The organism is Erythrobacter sp. THAF29, assembly GCF_009363635.1.
Lineage (GTDB): Bacteria > Pseudomonadota > Alphaproteobacteria > Sphingomonadales > Sphingomonadaceae > Erythrobacter.
Map to the genome: position 1 here is coordinate 287,487 of NZ_CP045392.1, position 17,546 is coordinate 305,032.

General features: G+C 61.7%; 14 protein-coding genes and 1 tRNA gene. 5 read left to right on the top strand and 10 right to left on the bottom strand.

The window, feature by feature from the left end:
- The first annotated feature begins 62 nt into the window (after positions 1-62).
- Positions 63-917 carry a pantoate--beta-alanine ligase gene (panC, locus tag FIU90_RS01440; protein WP_152435638.1) on the top strand — a complete coding sequence of 285 codons (855 nt, stop codon included), beginning with the start codon at positions 63-65 and terminating at the stop codon, positions 915-917.
- Between the two features lie 303 nt (positions 918-1,220).
- On the opposite strand, the gene FIU90_RS01445 is transcribed toward panC, so the two are convergent.
- Positions 1,221-2,603, bottom strand: a complete 1,383-nt coding sequence (locus tag FIU90_RS01445) for a nicotinate phosphoribosyltransferase (RefSeq protein WP_152433156.1) — start codon at positions 2,601-2,603, stop codon at positions 1,221-1,223.
- Between the two features lie 59 nt (positions 2,604-2,662).
- The gene (locus tag FIU90_RS01450; RefSeq protein ID WP_152433157.1) at positions 2,663-3,766 is read right to left on the bottom strand and encodes a bifunctional nicotinamide-nucleotide adenylyltransferase/Nudix hydroxylase; all 1,104 of its coding nucleotides are present in this window, start codon (positions 3,764-3,766) and stop codon (positions 2,663-2,665) included.
- A gap of 196 nt (positions 3,767-3,962) precedes the next feature.
- Between FIU90_RS01450 and FIU90_RS01455 the strand changes: the two genes are divergently transcribed.
- From FIU90_RS01455 to FIU90_RS01470, 4 genes are all read left to right on the top strand, one after another.
- A tRNA-Gly gene (locus FIU90_RS01455) sits at positions 3,963-4,036 on the top strand.
- A gap of 65 nt (positions 4,037-4,101) precedes the next feature.
- Positions 4,102-5,013, top strand: coding sequence for a sulfate adenylyltransferase subunit CysD (gene cysD / locus FIU90_RS01460; RefSeq protein WP_152433158.1), 912 nt, complete (start codon positions 4,102-4,104; stop codon positions 5,011-5,013).
- The gene (cysN, locus tag FIU90_RS01465; protein ID WP_152433159.1) at positions 5,013-6,932 is read left to right on the top strand and encodes a sulfate adenylyltransferase subunit CysN; all 1,920 of its coding nucleotides are present in this window, start codon (positions 5,013-5,015) and stop codon (positions 6,930-6,932) included. Before cysD ends, cysN begins: the two co-directional genes overlap by 1 nt.
- A gap of 14 nt (positions 6,933-6,946) precedes the next feature.
- The gene (locus FIU90_RS01470) at positions 6,947-7,684 is read left to right on the top strand and encodes a 3'(2'),5'-bisphosphate nucleotidase CysQ (RefSeq protein ID WP_152433160.1); all 738 of its coding nucleotides are present in this window, start codon (positions 6,947-6,949) and stop codon (positions 7,682-7,684) included.
- Here the strand turns inward: FIU90_RS01470 and FIU90_RS01475 are convergent.
- The 8 genes from FIU90_RS01475 to pepN form a co-directional block, all read right to left on the bottom strand.
- Positions 7,681-8,265, bottom strand: coding sequence for an OmpA family protein (locus FIU90_RS01475; RefSeq protein ID WP_172970150.1), 585 nt, complete (start codon positions 8,263-8,265; stop codon positions 7,681-7,683). The genes FIU90_RS01470 and FIU90_RS01475 overlap by 4 nt on opposite strands.
- Positions 8,266-8,297: 32 nt before the next feature.
- Entirely contained in the window at positions 8,298-10,217 is a 1,920-nt protein-coding gene (locus FIU90_RS01480; protein ID WP_152433162.1) for a sodium:proton antiporter, read from the bottom strand.
- Between the two features lie 90 nt (positions 10,218-10,307).
- Entirely contained in the window at positions 10,308-10,859 is a 552-nt protein-coding gene (locus FIU90_RS01485) for an adenine phosphoribosyltransferase (protein WP_152433163.1), read from the bottom strand.
- A gap of 96 nt (positions 10,860-10,955) precedes the next feature.
- Positions 10,956-11,810 (bottom strand): cytochrome c1, encoded by an 855-nt coding sequence (locus FIU90_RS01490; RefSeq protein ID WP_152433164.1) that lies wholly within the window; start codon positions 11,808-11,810, stop codon positions 10,956-10,958.
- Between the two features lie 41 nt (positions 11,811-11,851).
- Positions 11,852-13,228 (bottom strand): cytochrome b/b6, encoded by a 1,377-nt coding sequence (locus tag FIU90_RS01495; protein ID WP_152433165.1) that lies wholly within the window; start codon positions 13,226-13,228, stop codon positions 11,852-11,854.
- A 56-nt stretch (positions 13,229-13,284) separates the two neighbouring features.
- Positions 13,285-13,851: a ubiquinol-cytochrome c reductase iron-sulfur subunit gene (petA, locus tag FIU90_RS01500; protein WP_152433166.1), complete on the bottom strand. Its 567-nt coding sequence runs from the start codon at positions 13,849-13,851 to the stop codon at positions 13,285-13,287.
- Positions 13,852-14,089: 238 nt separating this feature from the next.
- Positions 14,090-14,851, bottom strand: a complete 762-nt coding sequence (gene pgeF, locus FIU90_RS01505) for a peptidoglycan editing factor PgeF (protein WP_152433167.1) — start codon at positions 14,849-14,851, stop codon at positions 14,090-14,092.
- 7 nt (positions 14,852-14,858) lie between these two features.
- Positions 14,859-17,525 (bottom strand): aminopeptidase N, encoded by a 2,667-nt coding sequence (pepN, locus tag FIU90_RS01510; RefSeq protein WP_152433168.1) that lies wholly within the window; start codon positions 17,523-17,525, stop codon positions 14,859-14,861.
- Positions 17,526-17,546: the final 21 nt, after the last annotated feature.

Consider the following 17,546-nt stretch of genomic DNA (forward strand, 5'->3'; position numbering starts at 1 on the left):
TCTTGTGAGCGCACATGGCAAGCGTCTATGTCGAGCGCAATGGTATCTGGGGAGGCGAAACGGTGCAAACCGCACACACGCTCGATGTGTTGAGAACAAGGGTTTCTTCGCTGCGCAAGGGCGGTGAAACGATTGGGCTGGTGCCTACGATGGGCGCGCTTCACGAGGGGCATCTGACACTGGTTCGTCGCGCGCGCGAAGCGTGCGACCACGTGGTGGCCTCTATCTTCGTCAATCCCACGCAGTTTGGCCCGAACGAGGATCTGGACGCCTATCCGCGCCAGCTCGAAGAGGACGCCCAAATGCTGGAGCGCGAAGGTTGCGCGCTGCTGTGGGCGCCAAGGGTCGCGGAAATGTACCCCGACGGCTTCGTCACCAGCATCTCGGTAAGCGGGGTGAGCGAGGGACTATGCGGCGCAGACCGGCCCGGGCATTTCGATGGCGTAGCAACAGTCGTGTGCAAGCTGTTCAACCAGGTCGCCCCCGACATGGCGTTCTTTGGCGAGAAGGACTGGCAACAGCTGGCGGTGATCCGGGCAATGGCACGCGATCTCGACCTCACTCTCCCGCATGTCCACCAGATCATCGGAGTGCCGACCGTCCGCGAGGCCGATGGGCTCGCAATGTCGAGCCGCAACCGTTACCTCTCCGAAGAAAATCGCGCCGCCGCCGCGACCCTCCCGCGCGAGATGAGGGAAGCAATCGCACGGATCGAGGACGGGCAGGAGATTGCCCCGACCCTCGCCGCGCTCGAAGACGCTTTGCTCGGCGCAGGCTTTTCAAAGGTCGATTACGCCGTACTGGCCGACGCTTCGTCATTGAAGCCGCTTGAAAAGCTTGAGGGCAAGGCCGCGAGATTGCTGGTCGCCGCGCGAATTGGAGGGACCCGCCTCATCGACAACATGGGGGTTGGCTGAACCCGCGATGCACAGCCGGTTCAGAATAGTGCGACCGGTGTCACCCAGTTTGGCGACTGGTGCCGATCAGGGCCAATCCACTATAAGAATTTCACCGCACAGGTGTCGCTGCAAGCGAGCCTGAGGGTCGCAGCGCCGCCGTTTCGGGAAAGGGATCTCCCAAAACTGCGCAGGCGCAGTTCGGCAGATGGAGTTAGGTTCCATTGGGGCACCGGCAGGGCCCGCCGACCCTGCCACTTCGAATGTTTCTTCTCCTCATGGGGGCGGCAGGACCTGGTCCTACCGCCCTGTTTTTTTCGTCGCTCATGCTTTTGCCCGAGCGCGCACCTCCTCGAATGTGTGCCGCACCAGCACATCGCCATTGCGCCACACAGGCTTGAGGAGATCGTGCGCCGGGTCGATAGCATCGAGACGCTTGGCGACCATGCGCCCATCCTCGATCACCACCGCCTGACGCCCGGCCTTGCTCGCCTTCGCGGGATCAGTCGCTGGCTTTTTCGAGACATCGTGCCACTCGCCTTGATCGTCGCGCATTGCATTCGCCTTCATCGCGAAACGGAGAGTGTCGCGATTGACGAGCTGCAGCAGCCCGCCGCCCATACCGAACGCGATATTGTCGACGGAAAAGCCATCGGCAACGACGCGGTCGACCAGCCGGCCGATGCTCTCGATATTCATCCCGTCACCCTGGATCACACGGACGCGATCGTTGAGCACGCGGTAGCCCTTGGCATTGGTGGTCCCGCCGAAGATTTCCCACAGCTTGGCAAGCGTGCGCGCCGGGGTTTCAACCGGGTCGCCGCTGTCGGGGCGCACGACCAAAGTGCCCTTGCGCGCCAGCACCGCCCTCTTGAGCGAACCGCCCCAGATGTTCTCGACCGCGTTGTCGAGATCGTAGCTGTCCGAGACAACCGCGACGAGCGCGCCTTCGCCTTCAAACTTGTCAAGCATATTGGCATAGGCGGCTTCCTCGCGATCGCGACCCCAAGCGGTCATGGTGGAGTGCTCGGCGGCGGGGATCGAGAAGCCGGGCATGTCGGCTCCGTAATACCGGCGCGCGGCCATGATCCCTTCAAGCGTATCGGTCCCCGCGAAATTGACGAGGTGCGCCATCCCGCCGAGCGCCGCGCTCTCACCGCTCGACACGCCGCGCGCGCCGAAATCGTGTAGCTTGAAAGGGAGCTGACCAGCGGGATCGTCCGAACTCTTCTCCAGCCCCGCGCCGATCACTTTCGCGCATTTCCAGCTGAGGGTCGCGACGGTGGTCGGATACCAGACGCTCCTGAGCAATGCGGTTTCGATAAAGGTGGTGAGCCATGGCATCCGGTCGTCGGTGTTGACCACCTGGAACAGCGGAACGCCGGTCGGCGCGACTGTGCCTTCGGGAAGCGCGCTTATCTCCAGCGGGAGATAGCCACCGTGGTCGGCAAGCACCGCTTCCCAGCCCTCGCGGTTGAAAGGCACGCCGTGCGCGGCGCAAATCGCTGCGGCTTCCTCGATATCTTCGGCACTGATGGGCGCGCCGAGATAGTCAATCAGGAACGGCTGGAGGCCGAAGAACACCACCTTGTCCGAGAAGGAATTTGGCCGCGATTCGCCATAGGCGCTGATCGCGCGGGCCTCGGGCGGATATTGCAGAAAGTGGCTCTGCTTGTAGCTGTCGGTGGAGAGCAGAAGATTACGCATGATGTGAACTCCTCACATGATTTCAGTATGTTGTATCGCGGGACTCCCCCGCGATTCTGTCAAAGGTCGGCCATCTGTTCGATGATCGACCAGTGGTCTTCGAAGAGCATTTCAGGCTTCAATTCACCCAGCCGGTACCAGCGCGCATGTGCGGCATCGTCACCGCCCTTCACCTGAGCCAGTTCGCGCCGCTCGGGCAGGCTGAAGAGGAAAGCGTGGGTGATGATCCGCCCCCTGAGCGACCTGTTCGGCGCATCGAAGACACGGGTGCGGCTGTCTTCGATGAAACTCGCCAGCATGGCAGGGGGGATCTGGCCTTTCGCGTCCGAAATCCCGGTCTCCTCGCGCAGTTCGCGGATCGCCGCGTCGCGGATGCGCTCGTCCTTGCCGACGAAACCGCCGGGAAGCGCGAGCAAACCCTTGCCAGGCAACCGGCCGCGTTCGACCAGCAGGATATGCCCCGCCTGGATCACCACCGCATCGGCGGTGACGAACGGCCCCTCGCCCCACTCCTGCGGATAGGCATCGAGATATTCGCGCTCGGCGAGCAAGCGTTTGAAATCCTCGGTGAGCTTGAACTCCTCGAGCTTCTCGACAACCCCATCCGACAGCACTTGCGAAGGAATGTCGGAAAGCCGCGCGAAATATCGCTCGCGAATGTCGGACGAGGAGAAGGTGCCGTATTGGCTCTCGATCTGGATGCTGTCCCATGAGGGGAAGAGCTTCAGGTAAAAGGACGACTTGTCCTTGCCGTATCCCGCGAGCTTGATCTCGAAATCCTCGAGGCCGTTTGCGTTGAAGCCATTGTTGCCTTCCTCAAGCACGATGTCGTGCACGCGCCGCTGCACCTCGGCGGTCCATGCGGTATCGGAATAGAGGTGGTCGTCGAGCGGTTCGACGATCAGCCTCCCTTGCGCATTGTCGTAGGCAAAGGCGGAACGCAGCATGTGCGCGCGTTCTTCGAAAGTGAAGGGGTTGCGCGGATCTCGCGCCACATTGGCTGAACCGACGAGTACGATCAGCCGGTCGACGCGGGTCAGCGCTTCGCGGATGACATATTCGTGGCCGATGTGAAGGGGTTGGAAGCGTCCGATAAAGACGCCGAAAGAGGGCTTTTTCCCTCCGGACTTGGCGCTCGGCGCGCCCTTGGCTTTGCTTGCCATGGTCGAGACTCCCTCGATCTATGTAAGGCCATCGGACTCCCCGAGGGCCTGGTTGCGGTATGCGCCGGGCCTTGAGCCCGGTCAAACGCGAAGCTCGCACCATTATGTTGCAAAAAAGTGAAGTGAGGCGGGCTTTGACCCCCAAGAAACCGTTGACCGAACGCCGGATTTGATGGCAAAGGCGCTCTTCTCGCGAGCGGGTATAGCATAGTGGTAATGCTCCAGCCTTCCAAGCTGGCTAGAGGGGTTCGATTCCCCTTACCCGCTCCATAGCTTGCTCCCCCCAAACCTTTTCTATTCTTGCCTTGTGCCGCATAGCCTTTAGCTGGACAGGCATGCGTACGCTCACCCATCTCGAACGGCTCGAGGCCGAGAGCATTCATATCATCCGCGAGGTCGTGGCCGAGGCACAGAACCCTGTCATGCTCTATTCGGTGGGCAAGGATAGTGCCGTGATGCTGCATCTTGCGCGCAAGGCCTTCCACCCGGCGCCGCCGCCCTTCCCGCTCCTGCATGTCGATACAACCTGGAAATTCCGGGAAATGTACGAGCTTCGGGACAGCATGGCCAAGAAGACCGGTATGGAACTGCTCGTGTGGCAGAACGAGGAAGCGGTGGAACGCGGAATCAACCCGTTCGACCACGGCCCGCTGCACACCGATATGTGGAAGACGCAGGGGCTGAAACAGGCTCTCGACCATTACGGGTTCGATGCGGCATTCGGCGGTGCCCGGCGCGATGAGGAGAAGAGCCGGGCGAAGGAGCGCGTGTTCTCTTTCCGTACTGCCAATCACGGCTGGGATCCGAAGAACCAGCGCCCAGAGCTCTGGAACCTCTACAATGCGCGCAAAGCCAAGGGGGAGAGTATCCGCGCCTTCCCTCTGTCGAATTGGACCGAGCTCGACATCTGGCAATACATCATGCGCGAGAACATCGAAATCGTGCCTCTCTATTTCGCTGCTGAACGCCCGACGTTCGAATGGGAAGGCGGTCTGTTCATGGCCGACGACATCGACCGGCTGGAAAGAGTCTTGGGCAGCAAGCCCGAGATCACCATGCGTTCGGTCCGCTTTCGTACACTGGGCTGCTTCCCGCTCACCGGCGCAGTTGAAAGCACGGCATCCACGCTTTCCGAAGTCCTGCAGGAAACGCTTCTCACATCGACCAGCGAGCGGCAGGGCCGCATCATCGACATGGACGATGGTGGTGCGGGAATGGAGAAGAAGAAGCAGGAGGGCTATTTCTGATGGCCGATGCTTCCGAGCCCATCTACCGGACCGACGCGCTGATCGCCGAGGATATCGATACGTATCTCGACCAGCACCAGTCGAAGAGCCTGTTGCGCTTCATCACCTGCGGCAGCGTGGACGATGGCAAGTCGACACTGATCGGAAGGTTGCTTTACGATTCGAAGATGATCTTCGAAGACCAGCTTGCAGCGCTCGAGAATGACAGCAAGCGTGTCGGTACGCAGGGAGACGAAATCGACTTTGCGCTGCTGGTAGATGGCCTGGCCGCGGAGCGCGAACAGGGCATAACGATCGACGTGGCCTATCGCTTTTTCACCACCGAAAAACGCAAATTCATCGTCGCCGATACGCCAGGACACGAGCAGTACACCCGCAATATGGTGACCGGCGCATCGACCGCCGACCTTGCCGTGATCCTGGTCGATGCGCGAAAGGGTATCCTGAAACAGACCCGGCGACATAGCTATCTCGCGCACCTGCTCGGCATCCGCCACATCGTGCTGGCGGTGAACAAGATGGACCTCGTCGACTATGACGAAGCGGTCTTCGCACAGATCGTGCAGGACTATGCCGAGTTTGCAAAGGGGATCGGGATCGAGGCCTTTACCGCGATACCGATCTCGGGCTTCAGAGGCGACAACATCACCGCTGCACCATCGGGTAACACGCCGTGGTATGGCGGCCCGTCGCTCATCGACCATCTTGAAAGCGTTGAGCTTGCGAACACCGCGGCGCAGGAACGCAGCTTCCGCATGCCGGTGCAATGGGTGAACCGTCCAAACCTCGATTTCCGCGGCTTCGCGGGGCTCATCACTGAGGGCACGGTGAAGCCCGGCGATCCGGTGCGCATTGTCCCGGGCGGCAAGACCAGCAGGGTCAAAGCGATCACTACCTTCGACGGCGATCTCGACGAAGCGGTGGCTGGCCAGTCGATCACCCTGACACTGGAAGACGAGGTCGATTGCAGCCGCGGAGATGTGATTGCGGCTGCGGACGATCCGCCCGAGGCCTCCGACCAGTTTTGCGCGACCTTTGTGTGGATGGACGAAGAGGCGCTCAAACCCGGGCGCGGCTACTGGCTCAAGCTCGGAAGCCAGACGGTCACCGCAACGGTGCAGCCGCCGAAGTACGAGATCGACGTCAATTCGCTCGACCACCTCGCGGCCAAGACGCTCGAGCTCAACAGCATCGGCGTTGCCGAATTCGCGACCGACCGCCCGATCACCTTCGAGCCTTACGCAAAGAGCCGGCAGCTTGGCGGGTTCATCCTCATCGACAAATTCACCAATGCTACGGTCGGCGCGGGAATGATCGAATTCAGCCTGCGGCGCGCGCAGAACGTTCACTGGCAGCCGACGACGATTACGCGCGAGGACCATGCGACTCTCAAAAACCAGAAACCGCGAGTGCTGTGGTTCACGGGACTTTCGGGCTCGGGCAAATCCACCATCGCCAACGAGGTCGAAAAGCAGCTCGCGCTGATGAATCGCCACACCTTCCTGCTCGATGGCGACAATGTGCGTCACGGGCTGAACAAGGACCTGGGATTTACCGAAACCGACCGGATCGAAAACATCCGCCGCATCGGCGAGGTCGCGAAATTGATGGCGGATGCCGGGCTGATCGTGCTCACCGCCTTTATCTCTCCCTTCCGCGCTGAACGGCGGATGGTGCGCGAGATGCTGCCCGAAGGCGAGTTCATCGAGATCTTCGTCGACACCCCGCTCGAAGTCGCCGAGAAACGCGACGTCAAGGGTCTCTACAAAAAGGCGCGCTCAGGCGAGCTGAAAAACTTCACCGGCATCGACAGCCCGTACGAGAAGCCGGAGAACGCCGAGATCGTCGTCAACACTGTCGACATGACCCCGGAAGAGGCGGCCGCATTCATCATCAAACAGATCATGCCGCTCAAGTGACCGACGTCGCGACTATGACAGATGCCGAGCTCGCGGCGCACCTCGCGGAGACCGCGGGCCGTATTCTGCTCGATGTCAGGTCGAGCGGCTTGTTCGAGGGCAAGGCACTTGGCGATGCAGGCGACAAGACTGCCAACGAATTTCTTTGCCACGCCATCCGCGCGGCACGGCCGGACGACGGGTTGCTCTCCGAAGAGGAGAAGGACGACACCTCGCGCTGTGCGAAGAGCCGTGTGTGGATCGTCGACCCGGTCGACGGAACACGAGAATTTGGCGAGCTCCGCAGCGATTGGGCGGTGCATGTCGGACTCGCGATCGACGGTGTCGCGACCACCGGCGCAGTCGCGCTTCCCGGTCTCGATGGGGGAACCGTGCTGCGCACCGATCGGGTGGAGCCGCTACCCGAACCGGCTGACAAGCCGCGCTTTCTCGTCAGCCGCACACGCCCTGCGAAAGAGGCCGTAGCCGTGTCCGAGGCGATGGGCGGCGAGCTCGTTCGTATGGGCAGCGCCGGTGCCAAAGCTATGGCCGTGGTGCGCGGCGAGGCGGAAATCTACCTGCATTCAGGCGGGCAGTACGAATGGGACAGCTGCGCACCCGTTGCGGTCGCAATGGCGCACGGCCTGCATTGCTCGCGTATCGACGGCTCGCCGATCCTCTACAACCGTGCCGACACCTTCCTGCCCGACCTGCTGATCTGCCGACCGGAATATGCCGAAGAAGTGCTTCGGCTCGTCGGGGAGCTGGGCTAGCTGTCTTCGCCGGAGGATCCCGCTGCGGTCGCAGCGCCTGCTCCGTCGACGGCAACTTCTATTTCAACCCGGCGATTTGCTGCGCGGCCCGCCTCGTTCGGCGAGCCATCGGGTAATGCATTGGGCTCGACCGGGTTCTGCTCACCGAACGCGATGACCACGATTCGGCTTTCAGCGATGCCTTTTTCGACCAGCCATTCCTTGACCGCATCGCCGCGCGCTTGCGAAGCGCGCGCATTCACAGGCCCGCTTCCGCCGGCATCGCTGTGAGCGCGTAGCGTGATCGCGCCGCCCCTGGCGACCTGTGGTGAGGCTAGAACCTCTTCAAGTACGGCAATTGCAGCGGCATCAAGCTCCGATCCGCCGTCCGGAAAGCCCACGGTCGCCTCGAGCGGCTCGAGCGCTTCTTCGGGTTGCTCGGGCTGTTCGACATCTGGGCGGATGATCGAAACCGGCGCATCGGGGCTCGGAGTGGCTTCGGTCGACGGCGACTCGTCGGCCTGCTCGCTTGCGGGTTCGTTGCTGCACGCGGCCAGGGCGGCCAGCGCGGCGAGTGCGATGAGAATGGAAGGTCTTTGCATTCTTGCCTCGTTTTCGAATTCTCGTTGCCACATCATCCGGCCTGCGGTTTCGGATCGCCGCTCCGGCCGCTTTCCCGCTCGGCCTCTTTCGCGGCGCGCCTTGCGGCTATCTCTTCCGGCGTGCGTTCTTGCGGAGGGGCGAAGGAGATGATCGTATCGCCCGCACGCGGCTCGGGACGGGCGGCATGTGTGAAGAAGCGCAGGCGGCCATCGCGGCGGATCAGCAGCAGCATGTTGGCGCTGTCTGGCAGAGTGTCACGCGCGGCTTCGAAATCGAACTCGTCGGAAAGCTTGGTCTTGCGGAACACCCAGCCTTGCTGCTGGCGCTGGTTAACGTCGTTGACGCCGAAGCCGCTCTCGAAAAGGGCGCGACCGCGAAGCGTCGGAGGCAGCGCGTGCTTGTCATCCTCCCCGTCGGCGCTCTCGCCCAGCTGGTAGACGCTGTCGCGACCGATCTCGTGCGCGAATTCGTTGCAGACTAGGGTGTTGTAGGCTTCGTTATCCGTCGCTGCGACGAGAACCTGATAGGGCGTCAGATCGAGATTGTGCTCAGTCGCCTCGTTGAGGATTTCGCCGTGGTAAAAGGGAAGCCCTTCGCGCCGCGCCGCGCTGAGGCTTTGCCAGCTTGGATCGACGATCATGACGGGCGTGCCGAGCGCACGCATTTCCTTGGCAAGCGCAATGGTCCAGGGAGTCGAACCAACGATGAGCAGGCCCGGTTTCGACGTGCCTTTCACATTGAGCCATTTCGCGACGATATTGATGCTGAAGCCGTGGGCGACAACCGTTGCCACCACCACGGCGAAACTGAGCGCGGTGAGCACCTGCCCATCGCTGTATCCCAGATCGGCGAGCCTGAGCGCGAACAGGCCGGAGATTGCGACGAGCACGATCCCGCGCGGCGCAATCCACGCAATGAACAATCGCTCGTTCCACGGCACGCTCGTTCCCAGCAGGCTGATGAGTACGGTCAACGGACGCACGACGAACAGCAGCGCCAGCAGGAACAGGATGAAGCGCAGGCCGATCTCCGTCGTCGGGTCGAGATAGACGAGATCGCTCCAGTGGAGGCTCGACGAAAGCAGGATGAAGATGCCCGAAACGAGCAGGACGGCGATGTTTTCCTTGAACGGGTGGATCGATCGGATCGAAGAAAAGCCGGTGTTTGCTAGCGTCACGCCCATCACTGTCACCGCGACAAGGCCCGCTTCGTGCTCGATCTTGTTGGTGAGGACGAAAACGAGGATCACCATGGTGAAGAGCACGGGGACCTTGAGGTATTCGGGTATGGCCCCGCGCGGGAAGAGATATGCGATTACGCGCGCGGCGGCGTAGCCGATCAGACCGGAGAGAATTGCCGCGATGATCAAAGGGGGGACGACTTCGATGATCGAGGCATTGGGGCTTTCGGCCACGCGGCGGAAATATTCGTAGGCGATGACGGCACACAGCGCGCCGGTGGGATCGTTGACGATCCCTTCCCATTTGAGGATCGAATTGGGCCTCGGCTGCACATTGGCCTGCCTCAGTAACGGTATCACCACCGTTGGCCCGGTGACGATCAGGATCCCGCCAAACAGGATCGCGACCGGCCAGGCGAGCCCGGCGATCTGGCTCGCCGCCAGCGCGCCAAGCACCCAACCTACGATCACACCGACAGTCGCCAGCCGCCATACAGCGCTGCCCGAATGCCTCAATTCACGCAGGTCCAGGCTTAACCCACCTTCAAACAGGATCAGGGCGACACCGATTCCGATGGCGGGCTCCATCAGATCTCCGAAGGCCGCTTCGGGGTCGAGCAGCCGGAAGCCGAATTCGCCCGCAACGGGTCCCGCGAGGAAGCCTGCCGCCAGCATAAGGACGATCGCTGGCCATCCCGTGCGCCACGCGAGCCACTGCGCCCCGATACCGAGGACGCCGATCGTGGCGATGACTAGGGCTTGCGATTCCATGGAGTTTCCCGGCCTGCTGCTGCAAGTACAATGCCTGCGCGCAGCACTCGTTCCGGTCAAGCGCTGACGGATGCGCTCAAGGGAGTGGGGCTAGTCGCCTTCGAACTGCATCAAAGTCTGAACCTCGACCCCGGCATCGCGCAGCCTGTCTGCACCTCCGAGGTCGGGCAGGTCGATCACGAACAGCGCCTGGTCGACGATTGCACCCGCCTGCCTCAGCAGGTGCGCGGTCGCGAGTGCGGTGCCGCCGGTCGCGATCAGGTCGTCGACGATCACGATATCTTCCATTTCGCCAATCGCTCCGGGATCGACCTCGAGCCTGTCGGTCCCGTATTCGAGCGCGTAGTCTGTTCCGATCGTCTCCACCGGCAGCTTGCCCGGCTTTCTTACTGGCACAAAGCCGATGCCAAGCTGCACCGCGACAGCAGCGCCGAATATGAAGCCTCGGGCCTCCATGCCAGCGATCTTCTGTGCGCCGCCTGCCTCCGCCAGCCGGGCGAGGTGATCCACGCTCGCCTTAAGCCCTTCATCGTGGCCGATCAGTGTGGTGATGTCGCGGAACTGGATCCCGTGCTCGGGAAAGTCGGGGACGGTGCGGACCAACGATTTCAGGTCGTCTGGAGAAAGCGCTGGCGTGGTCATTCCTGGTACCCTCGAAATGTCTGCCCAAAAGCAAGGCGCCCCACCATCCGAATGGGACGATGGGGCGCCTGATCAGGTGTGTGCGATAAGGATCGCTTATTTCTTCTTCGGTTTCTTGCCCGCCCAGACCTGCTTGTAGGACAGGTAGGCAAGCCCGGTAGCGAAGATAAGGAATGCGAGGACGAACCAGCCGGTCTGCTTGCGCTGGATCATCTTCGGCTCGGCCGTCCAGGTCAGAAATGCGGCGACGTCTTGCGCCATCTGGTCGACCGTCGCTTCGGTGCCGTCGTCATAGGTGACGAGGTCCGGGTAAAGCTGCGGAGGCATTGCGAGGTTCACGTTCGGGAACCACGGATTGAAATATAGACCGGTCGGGATCTCGAAGCCCTCTTCCTGCGCCGCAGCGAGCTTTTCAGGGTCCGGATCGACATAGCCCGAGAGCAGCGAATAGACGTAGTTCGTCCCATCCGGACGCGCCTTTGTCATCAGCGAGAGGTCAGGCGGAATGGCATTGTTGTTCGCAGCCGCTGCTGCAACGTTGTTCGGGTAGGGGCTAGGAAAATAGTCGGTCAGTTCGGCCGGACGCGTGGTTGCCTCACCGGTGTTCGGATCGACACCGGGGACGTTCCAGGTCGCCGCTTCGGCGCGGGCCTGAGCTTCGGAATAGCCAAGCTCCTGAAGGTTCCGGAATGCGACATATTTCAGCCCATGGCAGGCCGAGCAGACCTGCTTGTAGACAGCATAGCCGCGTTGCAGCTGGGCATAGTCCCAATTGCCGAACGGTCCATCGAACGAGAACCCGCCTTCGGGAGCGCGCGGCTCTTCCTTGAACACGTAGTAGGCAGGGTGCTCGGGCGCGGAGTAGTTGATCACCCCAGGAACCAACGACCACAGCACCAGCACTGCGGTGATGGCAAGACCGATCAGGATGCCTGCTAGACGGATTGTCATGACCTAACTCTTTCTCGTTATCGGGTCAGAAATTGCTTCGATTATTCGGCCGGCTGGAGCGAACCATCAGGGTCCGAACCGGGCAACGGCTTCACGACTGCCTGCGGGTTTTCTCCACCGCCATCGGTGCCGCCTGGCTGGTCGTCCGAACCGATCACAGCCTCGGTGATCGAGAACGGCAACGGCTTGGGCACCTCGATCTGGCTGACGATCGGGAGGATCACCAGGAAGTGAAGGAAGTAATAGGCCGTGGCGATCTGGCTAACCAGCACCCATGGCTGTTCAGCCGGCATACCGCCGCAGATCAGCAACACGATCATGGTCGGGATCAGGCCGAACCAGAAGAACTTCTTGAACATCGGCCGGTAGTGGCCCGAACGCACCGGGCTCTTGTCGAGCCAAGGCAGGAAGAACCACACGAGGATCGAGCCAAACATTCCGATCACGCCGAGCAGCTTGGCCGGAACCAGGACGATGCTGGTGAAGGGAATTACGAGGTCACCGGTAAAGGCGCGCAGGATCGCGTAGAACGGCAGGAAGTACCATTCAGGCACGATGTGCGCCGGGGTCGAAAGCGGATTGGCTTCGATATAGTTGTCCGGGTGGCCCAATACGTTCGGAAGGAAGAACACGAACAGCGCGAAGAAGATGAGGAACACGCCGAGGCCGAACCCGTCCTTCGCAGTGTAATACGGGTGGAACGGAACGGTGTCGCTCTCGCTCTTCACTTCCACGCCCGTGGGGTTCGATGAACCGGGGATGTGAAGCGCCCAGATGTGCAGGATCACGACGCCCGCGATCACGAAGGGCAGAAGGAAGTGCAGCGAGAAGAAGCGGTTCAACGCAGCGTTGTCGGGGGCGAAGCCGCCCACAAGCCACACCTGCAGCGGCTCACCGATAATCGGGATTGCGCCGAACAGGCCGGTAATCACCTTCGCGCCCCAGAAGCTCATCTGGCCCCACGGTAGCACGTAACCCATGAATGCGGTCGCCATCATGAGGAGGAAGATCACCACGCCAAGCAGCCAGATCATCTCGCGCGGCGCCTTGTACGACGAATAATACAAGCCGCGGAAAATGTGCAGGTAGATGACGATGAAGAAGAAGCTGGCGCCGTTGGCGTGGGCATAGCGCAGCGCCCATCCCCAGTTCACGTTGCGCATGATGTGCTCGACCGTGCCGAAGGCGACTTCGGTGTTGGCGGCATAATGCATCGCGAGGATGACGCCGGTGACGATCTGGAGTACCAAGCAGAATCCGGCGAGAACGCCGAAATTCCACATGTAGTTGAGGTTGCGAGGCACCGGATAGCCTGCACCCACCGCGTTGTAGACAAGGCGCGGGAGGGGCAGTTTTTCATCGATCCACTTGGTAAAAGCGGTCTTCGGCTCGTACTGCTTGGCCCAGGCAAAACTCATAGCGTTCTCTCGGTTCTCAGCGTCAATTCAATCGGTTCGGGAACAAATACGGAGCGTCAGCCCACGCGGATGGTCGTTTCCGAGGTAAATTCGTATTCGGGCACTTCGAGGTTGGTCGGCGCCGGACCCTTACGGATGCGGCCGGCCGTGTCGTAGTGCGAGCCGTGGCACGGACAGAAATAGCCGCCGTACTCGCCCTTGTTCTCGCCCTCGGCAGCGCCCAGCGGCACACAGCCCAAGTGAGTGCACACACCCATGGTGACGAGGATGTCCTGATGGCCTTCCTTAGTACGTTCGGCGAGCGTTTCCGGGTCGCGCATATCCGTCGTATCGTCGGCCTTGGCTTCGGCGATCTCTTCAGGCGTCAGGCGTTTTACGAAGAGCGGCTGCTTGCGAAACACCGCCTTGATCGCCTGGCCCGGCTGAATTGCGCTCACATCGACATCGGTAGTGCTTTCGGCAAGCACGTCTGCGGAAGGCGCCATCTGCGTTACCAGCGGATAGAGCAGCGACACACCGCCTACGCCGGCGGTGCTGAGCGCTGCAATATGAATCCAGTCGCGGCGGCGCACGCCTTCTTCTTCGGTGTGGACTGCGGTGCTTTCGGCCCCAGTGGACGCCATCGTGTCTTACCTTGCTCGTATCACCACGCGGGCATTCTGCCTACGCGGCGTCGTGTTAAACCTGTTACCGTTCAAGGGGTGAAAGACGTGCGATTACCCCTGACGGGTCGGTACCGAAGCGCTTGATGCCCGATTTGGTTTCCGACCCGCCGCGCCAATAGCCACAAAAACCGGCAAATCCAACCGTGTTTTGAGCACAGTCTGTTCGCTTTCGCGCAAGGGCCTGCTCGCGCTAGCGTCAGGCAAGACCGATCATACTGATTTGACGACCGTAATCGGGCTCGCCTGCCTGGATCGCACGGCGATACGAATGGTAGGTTGCACCGCTTGCAAAGGTATCGCGGTCAGTGTTTTCGACTCGCCCGATACCCGCAGCAGCGAGCCGGCCGGAAATGTAGCCGGGAAGATCGAAGTACCAGCGCGCTTGCCCTTCGCGCTCTGGCGCGGGCGCGAAGTGGATTTCGTCAGCGGCCGTGAAGTTTTCCCGGAAAGCGGCATCGACCTCGTAGCTTGTCTGAGCGATCGTTGGACCGATGGCGGCAGCGATGTTTGCGCGCTTCGCTCCGAGAGCTTCCATGGCTGCAATGGTATTTTCGAGGACGCCGCCATGCGCGCCGCGCCAGCCGGCATGCGCCGCACCGACCACGCCCGCCGTTGCATCGGCGAAGAGCACCGGTGCGCAATCGGCAGTGACAATCCCCAGGACGATCCCGCACCTGTCCGTGACCAGCGCATCGGCCCTGGGCCGGCTTGTGGGCGAGTCCTCCCAAGACTCGGCAACCGTTACGACATCGGGCGAATGGACCTGATGCGGAGCGACAAGACCGGCTCCTTCGACGATTGCGGATGCCGCCGCATCCCTCAGCTTGCGGACTTCGACAGCATCGCCCGGGCCGCCATAGCCAAATTGGTGCGCACCGCCCGAGCTTCCGAAAAAGCCGTGCGGCACATCGCCGAGCACTGCGGCGCGGACAATGTCGAAAGAAGGCGCCTCGGCCATGTCGCGATCAGCCTTCGAGCGAGCGCGTCACCTGCTCGAATGTATCACGCGACAGCCCATCGGCCTCGCTGATCCGCTCGAGCTCCGCCTTCATCAGTGCCGCGCGTCCCGGCTCGATCCTCCGCCAGCGCCCGAGCGCAGGCACGAAGCGCGCGGCGGTTTGCGGATTGATAGGATCGAGCTCGAGGATGACGTCGGCGATCATCCGGTAGCCTGAGCCATCGGCTGCATGGAAACCCTGCGGATTGCCCGCGAAGGCCATGTATAGCGAGCGAACACGGTTGGGATTCTTCATGGTGAAGTCGGGATGCGTCGCGAGCGCCCTCACCTGCTCGATCACATCGGGATGGAGCGAAAGCGCCTGCAGCGTGAACCACTTGTCGACGACGAGCGCGTTCTCCTTGAACCGGTCGTAGAAAGCGGCGAGCTTCTCCTGCCGCGCCGGATGCTCAAGGCTGCACAGCACCATGAGCGCGCCCTGGCGATCGGTCATGTTGTCGGCGCTATCGAATTGCTGAGCGGCGATTTCCGCCGCCTTGTCAGGATCGCCTGCAGAGATGAGCGCGAGCGCCTGTGTTTTCACCTTGCGCGCGCCGACCCCTGCCGGATCGTCGAACGCCACCGCGCTGGTACGCTGGTGGGTTGCCGCCAACTCTTCTGCAAGGCCGCGCCCAATGGCCCTGCGGAGCCCCTCGCGCTGCTCGTGGATCGCGCCCGGATCGGCCTTGCGCTTCCCGGTGGCCATCGCCTCGAAGAGATAAGTTTCGCTCGGGAGCATCATCAACTCGCCGCGCATATTGTCATCGAGCGCTTCGTCGGTGAGGATCGCGTGCATTGCGGAGACGATAGCGTTCCGGCCCTCCACCCGCTTCTGATCGGACATTTCACCGGAAGCCGCGGCAACGAGATGTCGGACCGCCAGCTCCTGAAGCGCTTCATATCGTGCGAACGAATCATCATCGTGCGACGCGAGGAAGACGAGGTCGTCTGTGCTGACGTTGCGCTCGATGATCACGGGCGCGGTGAAGCCACGATTGATCGAAAGGATCGGAGGTTTTTCGAAACCCTCGAAGTGCACGCTCTTCTGCTTGCCGTCGAGGATGACCAGCTGCTCGCCACCATGCTTGCCAGTCTCGCGGTCGAACATCGCGACCTTGAGCGGGATTGGCATCGGCTGCTTGTCCGGTTGGCCGGGGGTCGGTGGAACACTTTGCGTCAACGTCAGCAGCGTCTTGTCACCCGAATGTTCGATCGCAGCAGTCACCGTCGGCGTGCCGGCCTGCCGGTACCAACGGCGGAAATCCTTGAGATCGAGGCCCGCTCCGTCCTCGATAGCGGTGATGAAATCCTCGCACGTCGCCGCCTCGCCATCGTGCCGCTCGAAATACAGGTCGGTGCCTTTGCGGAAGCGCTCGACGCCCGCCATCGTACGCATCATGCGAATGACTTCGGCGCCCTTGTTGTAAACGGTCGCTGTGTAGAAGTTGCTGATCTCGCGGTAGCTGTCCGGCCTGATGGGGTGCGCCAGCGGGCCCGCATCCTCGGGGAATTGCGCAGCCCGCAGGATGCGCACGTCCTCGATCCGCTTGACTGCCTCGCCGCGCATGTCCTGGCTGAAAAGCTGGTCGCGCAGCACGGTGAAACCTTCCTTGAGCGAAAGCTGGAACCAGTCGCGACAGGTCACGCGGTTACCCGACCAGTTATGGAAATATTCGTGCGCGATCACGCCTTCGACCGCATCGAAATCGGCATCGGTGGCGGTGTCGCTGTCGGCAAGCACGTACTTCGTGTTGAAAACGTTCAGCCCCTTGTTCTCCATCGCACCCATATTGAAGTCCGACACAGCGACAATGTTGTAGAGGTCGAGATCGTATTCGCGCCCGAAGGTTTCCTCGTCCCACTTCATCGAACGGTGGAGCGATTCGAGCGCATGGTCTGTGCGTTCGAGGTCTTCCTTGCGCACCCAGATATTGCACTCGACTTCGCGGCCCGACATCGTCGTGAAGGGTTTGGAATTGGCGACGAGATCGCCCGCAACCAACGCGAAAAGGTAGGAAGGCTTCGGCCACGGATCGTGCCATTCGGCCCAATGCGTGCTGTCCTCGCGCTCTCCGGTCGCTTCCCTGTTGCCGTTGCACAGCAGGATCGGAAATTGCTCCTTCGGACCACTCATCCTGACCCGGTAGGTCGAAAGAACGTCAGGGCGGTCGGGGTAGAATGTGATGCGGCGGAAGCCCTCGGCCTCGCACTGGGTGCAAAGCATCCCATTCGATGCGTAAAGGCCCATAAGCTGGGTGTTCGCGCTCGGGTCGATCTCGGCAACGATCTCGACCGTGTGGCTGTCGCCCGGCAAAGGCAGGACGAGACCCGGTCCGTCCATTTCCCAGTCATTGACCGCGTCGCCATCGACCTTGACCGAAAGCGCCGACAGTCCGTCGCCATCGAGTCGCAGATGCGTTGACGCATCGGCCGCGGGGTTGCGCTCGACCGAGAGCTTCGCGGTGACGCGGGTCTTTTCGAGGCCGAGATCGAAATCGAGCTCGGTTTGGGGCACCAGCCACGGGAAAGGCTTGTAGTCCTCTCGCCGGATCACCGGTGGATCGTGCGGACTGGGCGCCGCGTCGGCGAGTTCGGGGTTGCCGTCGGGGTTTGTCGGGGTCGTTGCGATATCCATGGGAAACCGATTTAAGTTGAT

Excerpts from the sequence above, each read along its gene's own strand:
- cysN (WP_152433159.1), top strand. The coding sequence starts at position 5,013 with ATGGCCGATGCTTCCGAGCCCATCTACCGGACCGACGCGCTGATCGCC.
- FIU90_RS01490 (WP_152433164.1), bottom strand. The coding sequence starts at position 11,810 with ATGACAATCCGTCTAGCAGGCATCCTGATCGGTCTTGCCATCACCGCA.
- FIU90_RS01480 (WP_152433162.1), bottom strand. The coding sequence starts at position 10,217 with ATGGAATCGCAAGCCCTAGTCATCGCCACGATCGGCGTCCTCGGTATC.
- FIU90_RS01485 (WP_152433163.1), bottom strand. The coding sequence starts at position 10,859 with ATGACCACGCCAGCGCTTTCTCCAGACGACCTGAAATCGTTGGTCCGC.
- petA (WP_152433166.1), bottom strand. The coding sequence starts at position 13,851 with ATGGCGTCCACTGGGGCCGAAAGCACCGCAGTCCACACCGAAGAAGAA.
- cysD (WP_152433158.1), top strand. The coding sequence starts at position 4,102 with ATGCGTACGCTCACCCATCTCGAACGGCTCGAGGCCGAGAGCATTCAT.
- pgeF (WP_152433167.1), bottom strand. The coding sequence starts at position 14,851 with ATGGCCGAGGCGCCTTCTTTCGACATTGTCCGCGCCGCAGTGCTCGGC.
- FIU90_RS01445 (WP_152433156.1), bottom strand. The coding sequence starts at position 2,603 with ATGCGTAATCTTCTGCTCTCCACCGACAGCTACAAGCAGAGCCACTTT.
- pepN (WP_152433168.1), bottom strand. The coding sequence starts at position 17,525 with ATGGATATCGCAACGACCCCGACAAACCCCGACGGCAACCCCGAACTC.
- FIU90_RS01450 (WP_152433157.1), bottom strand. The coding sequence starts at position 3,766 with ATGGCAAGCAAAGCCAAGGGCGCGCCGAGCGCCAAGTCCGGAGGGAAA.
- FIU90_RS01470 (WP_152433160.1), top strand. The coding sequence starts at position 6,947 with ATGACAGATGCCGAGCTCGCGGCGCACCTCGCGGAGACCGCGGGCCGT.
- FIU90_RS01495 (WP_152433165.1), bottom strand. The coding sequence starts at position 13,228 with ATGAGTTTTGCCTGGGCCAAGCAGTACGAGCCGAAGACCGCTTTTACC.
- FIU90_RS01475 (WP_172970150.1), bottom strand. The coding sequence starts at position 8,265 with ATGCAAAGACCTTCCATTCTCATCGCACTCGCCGCGCTGGCCGCCCTG.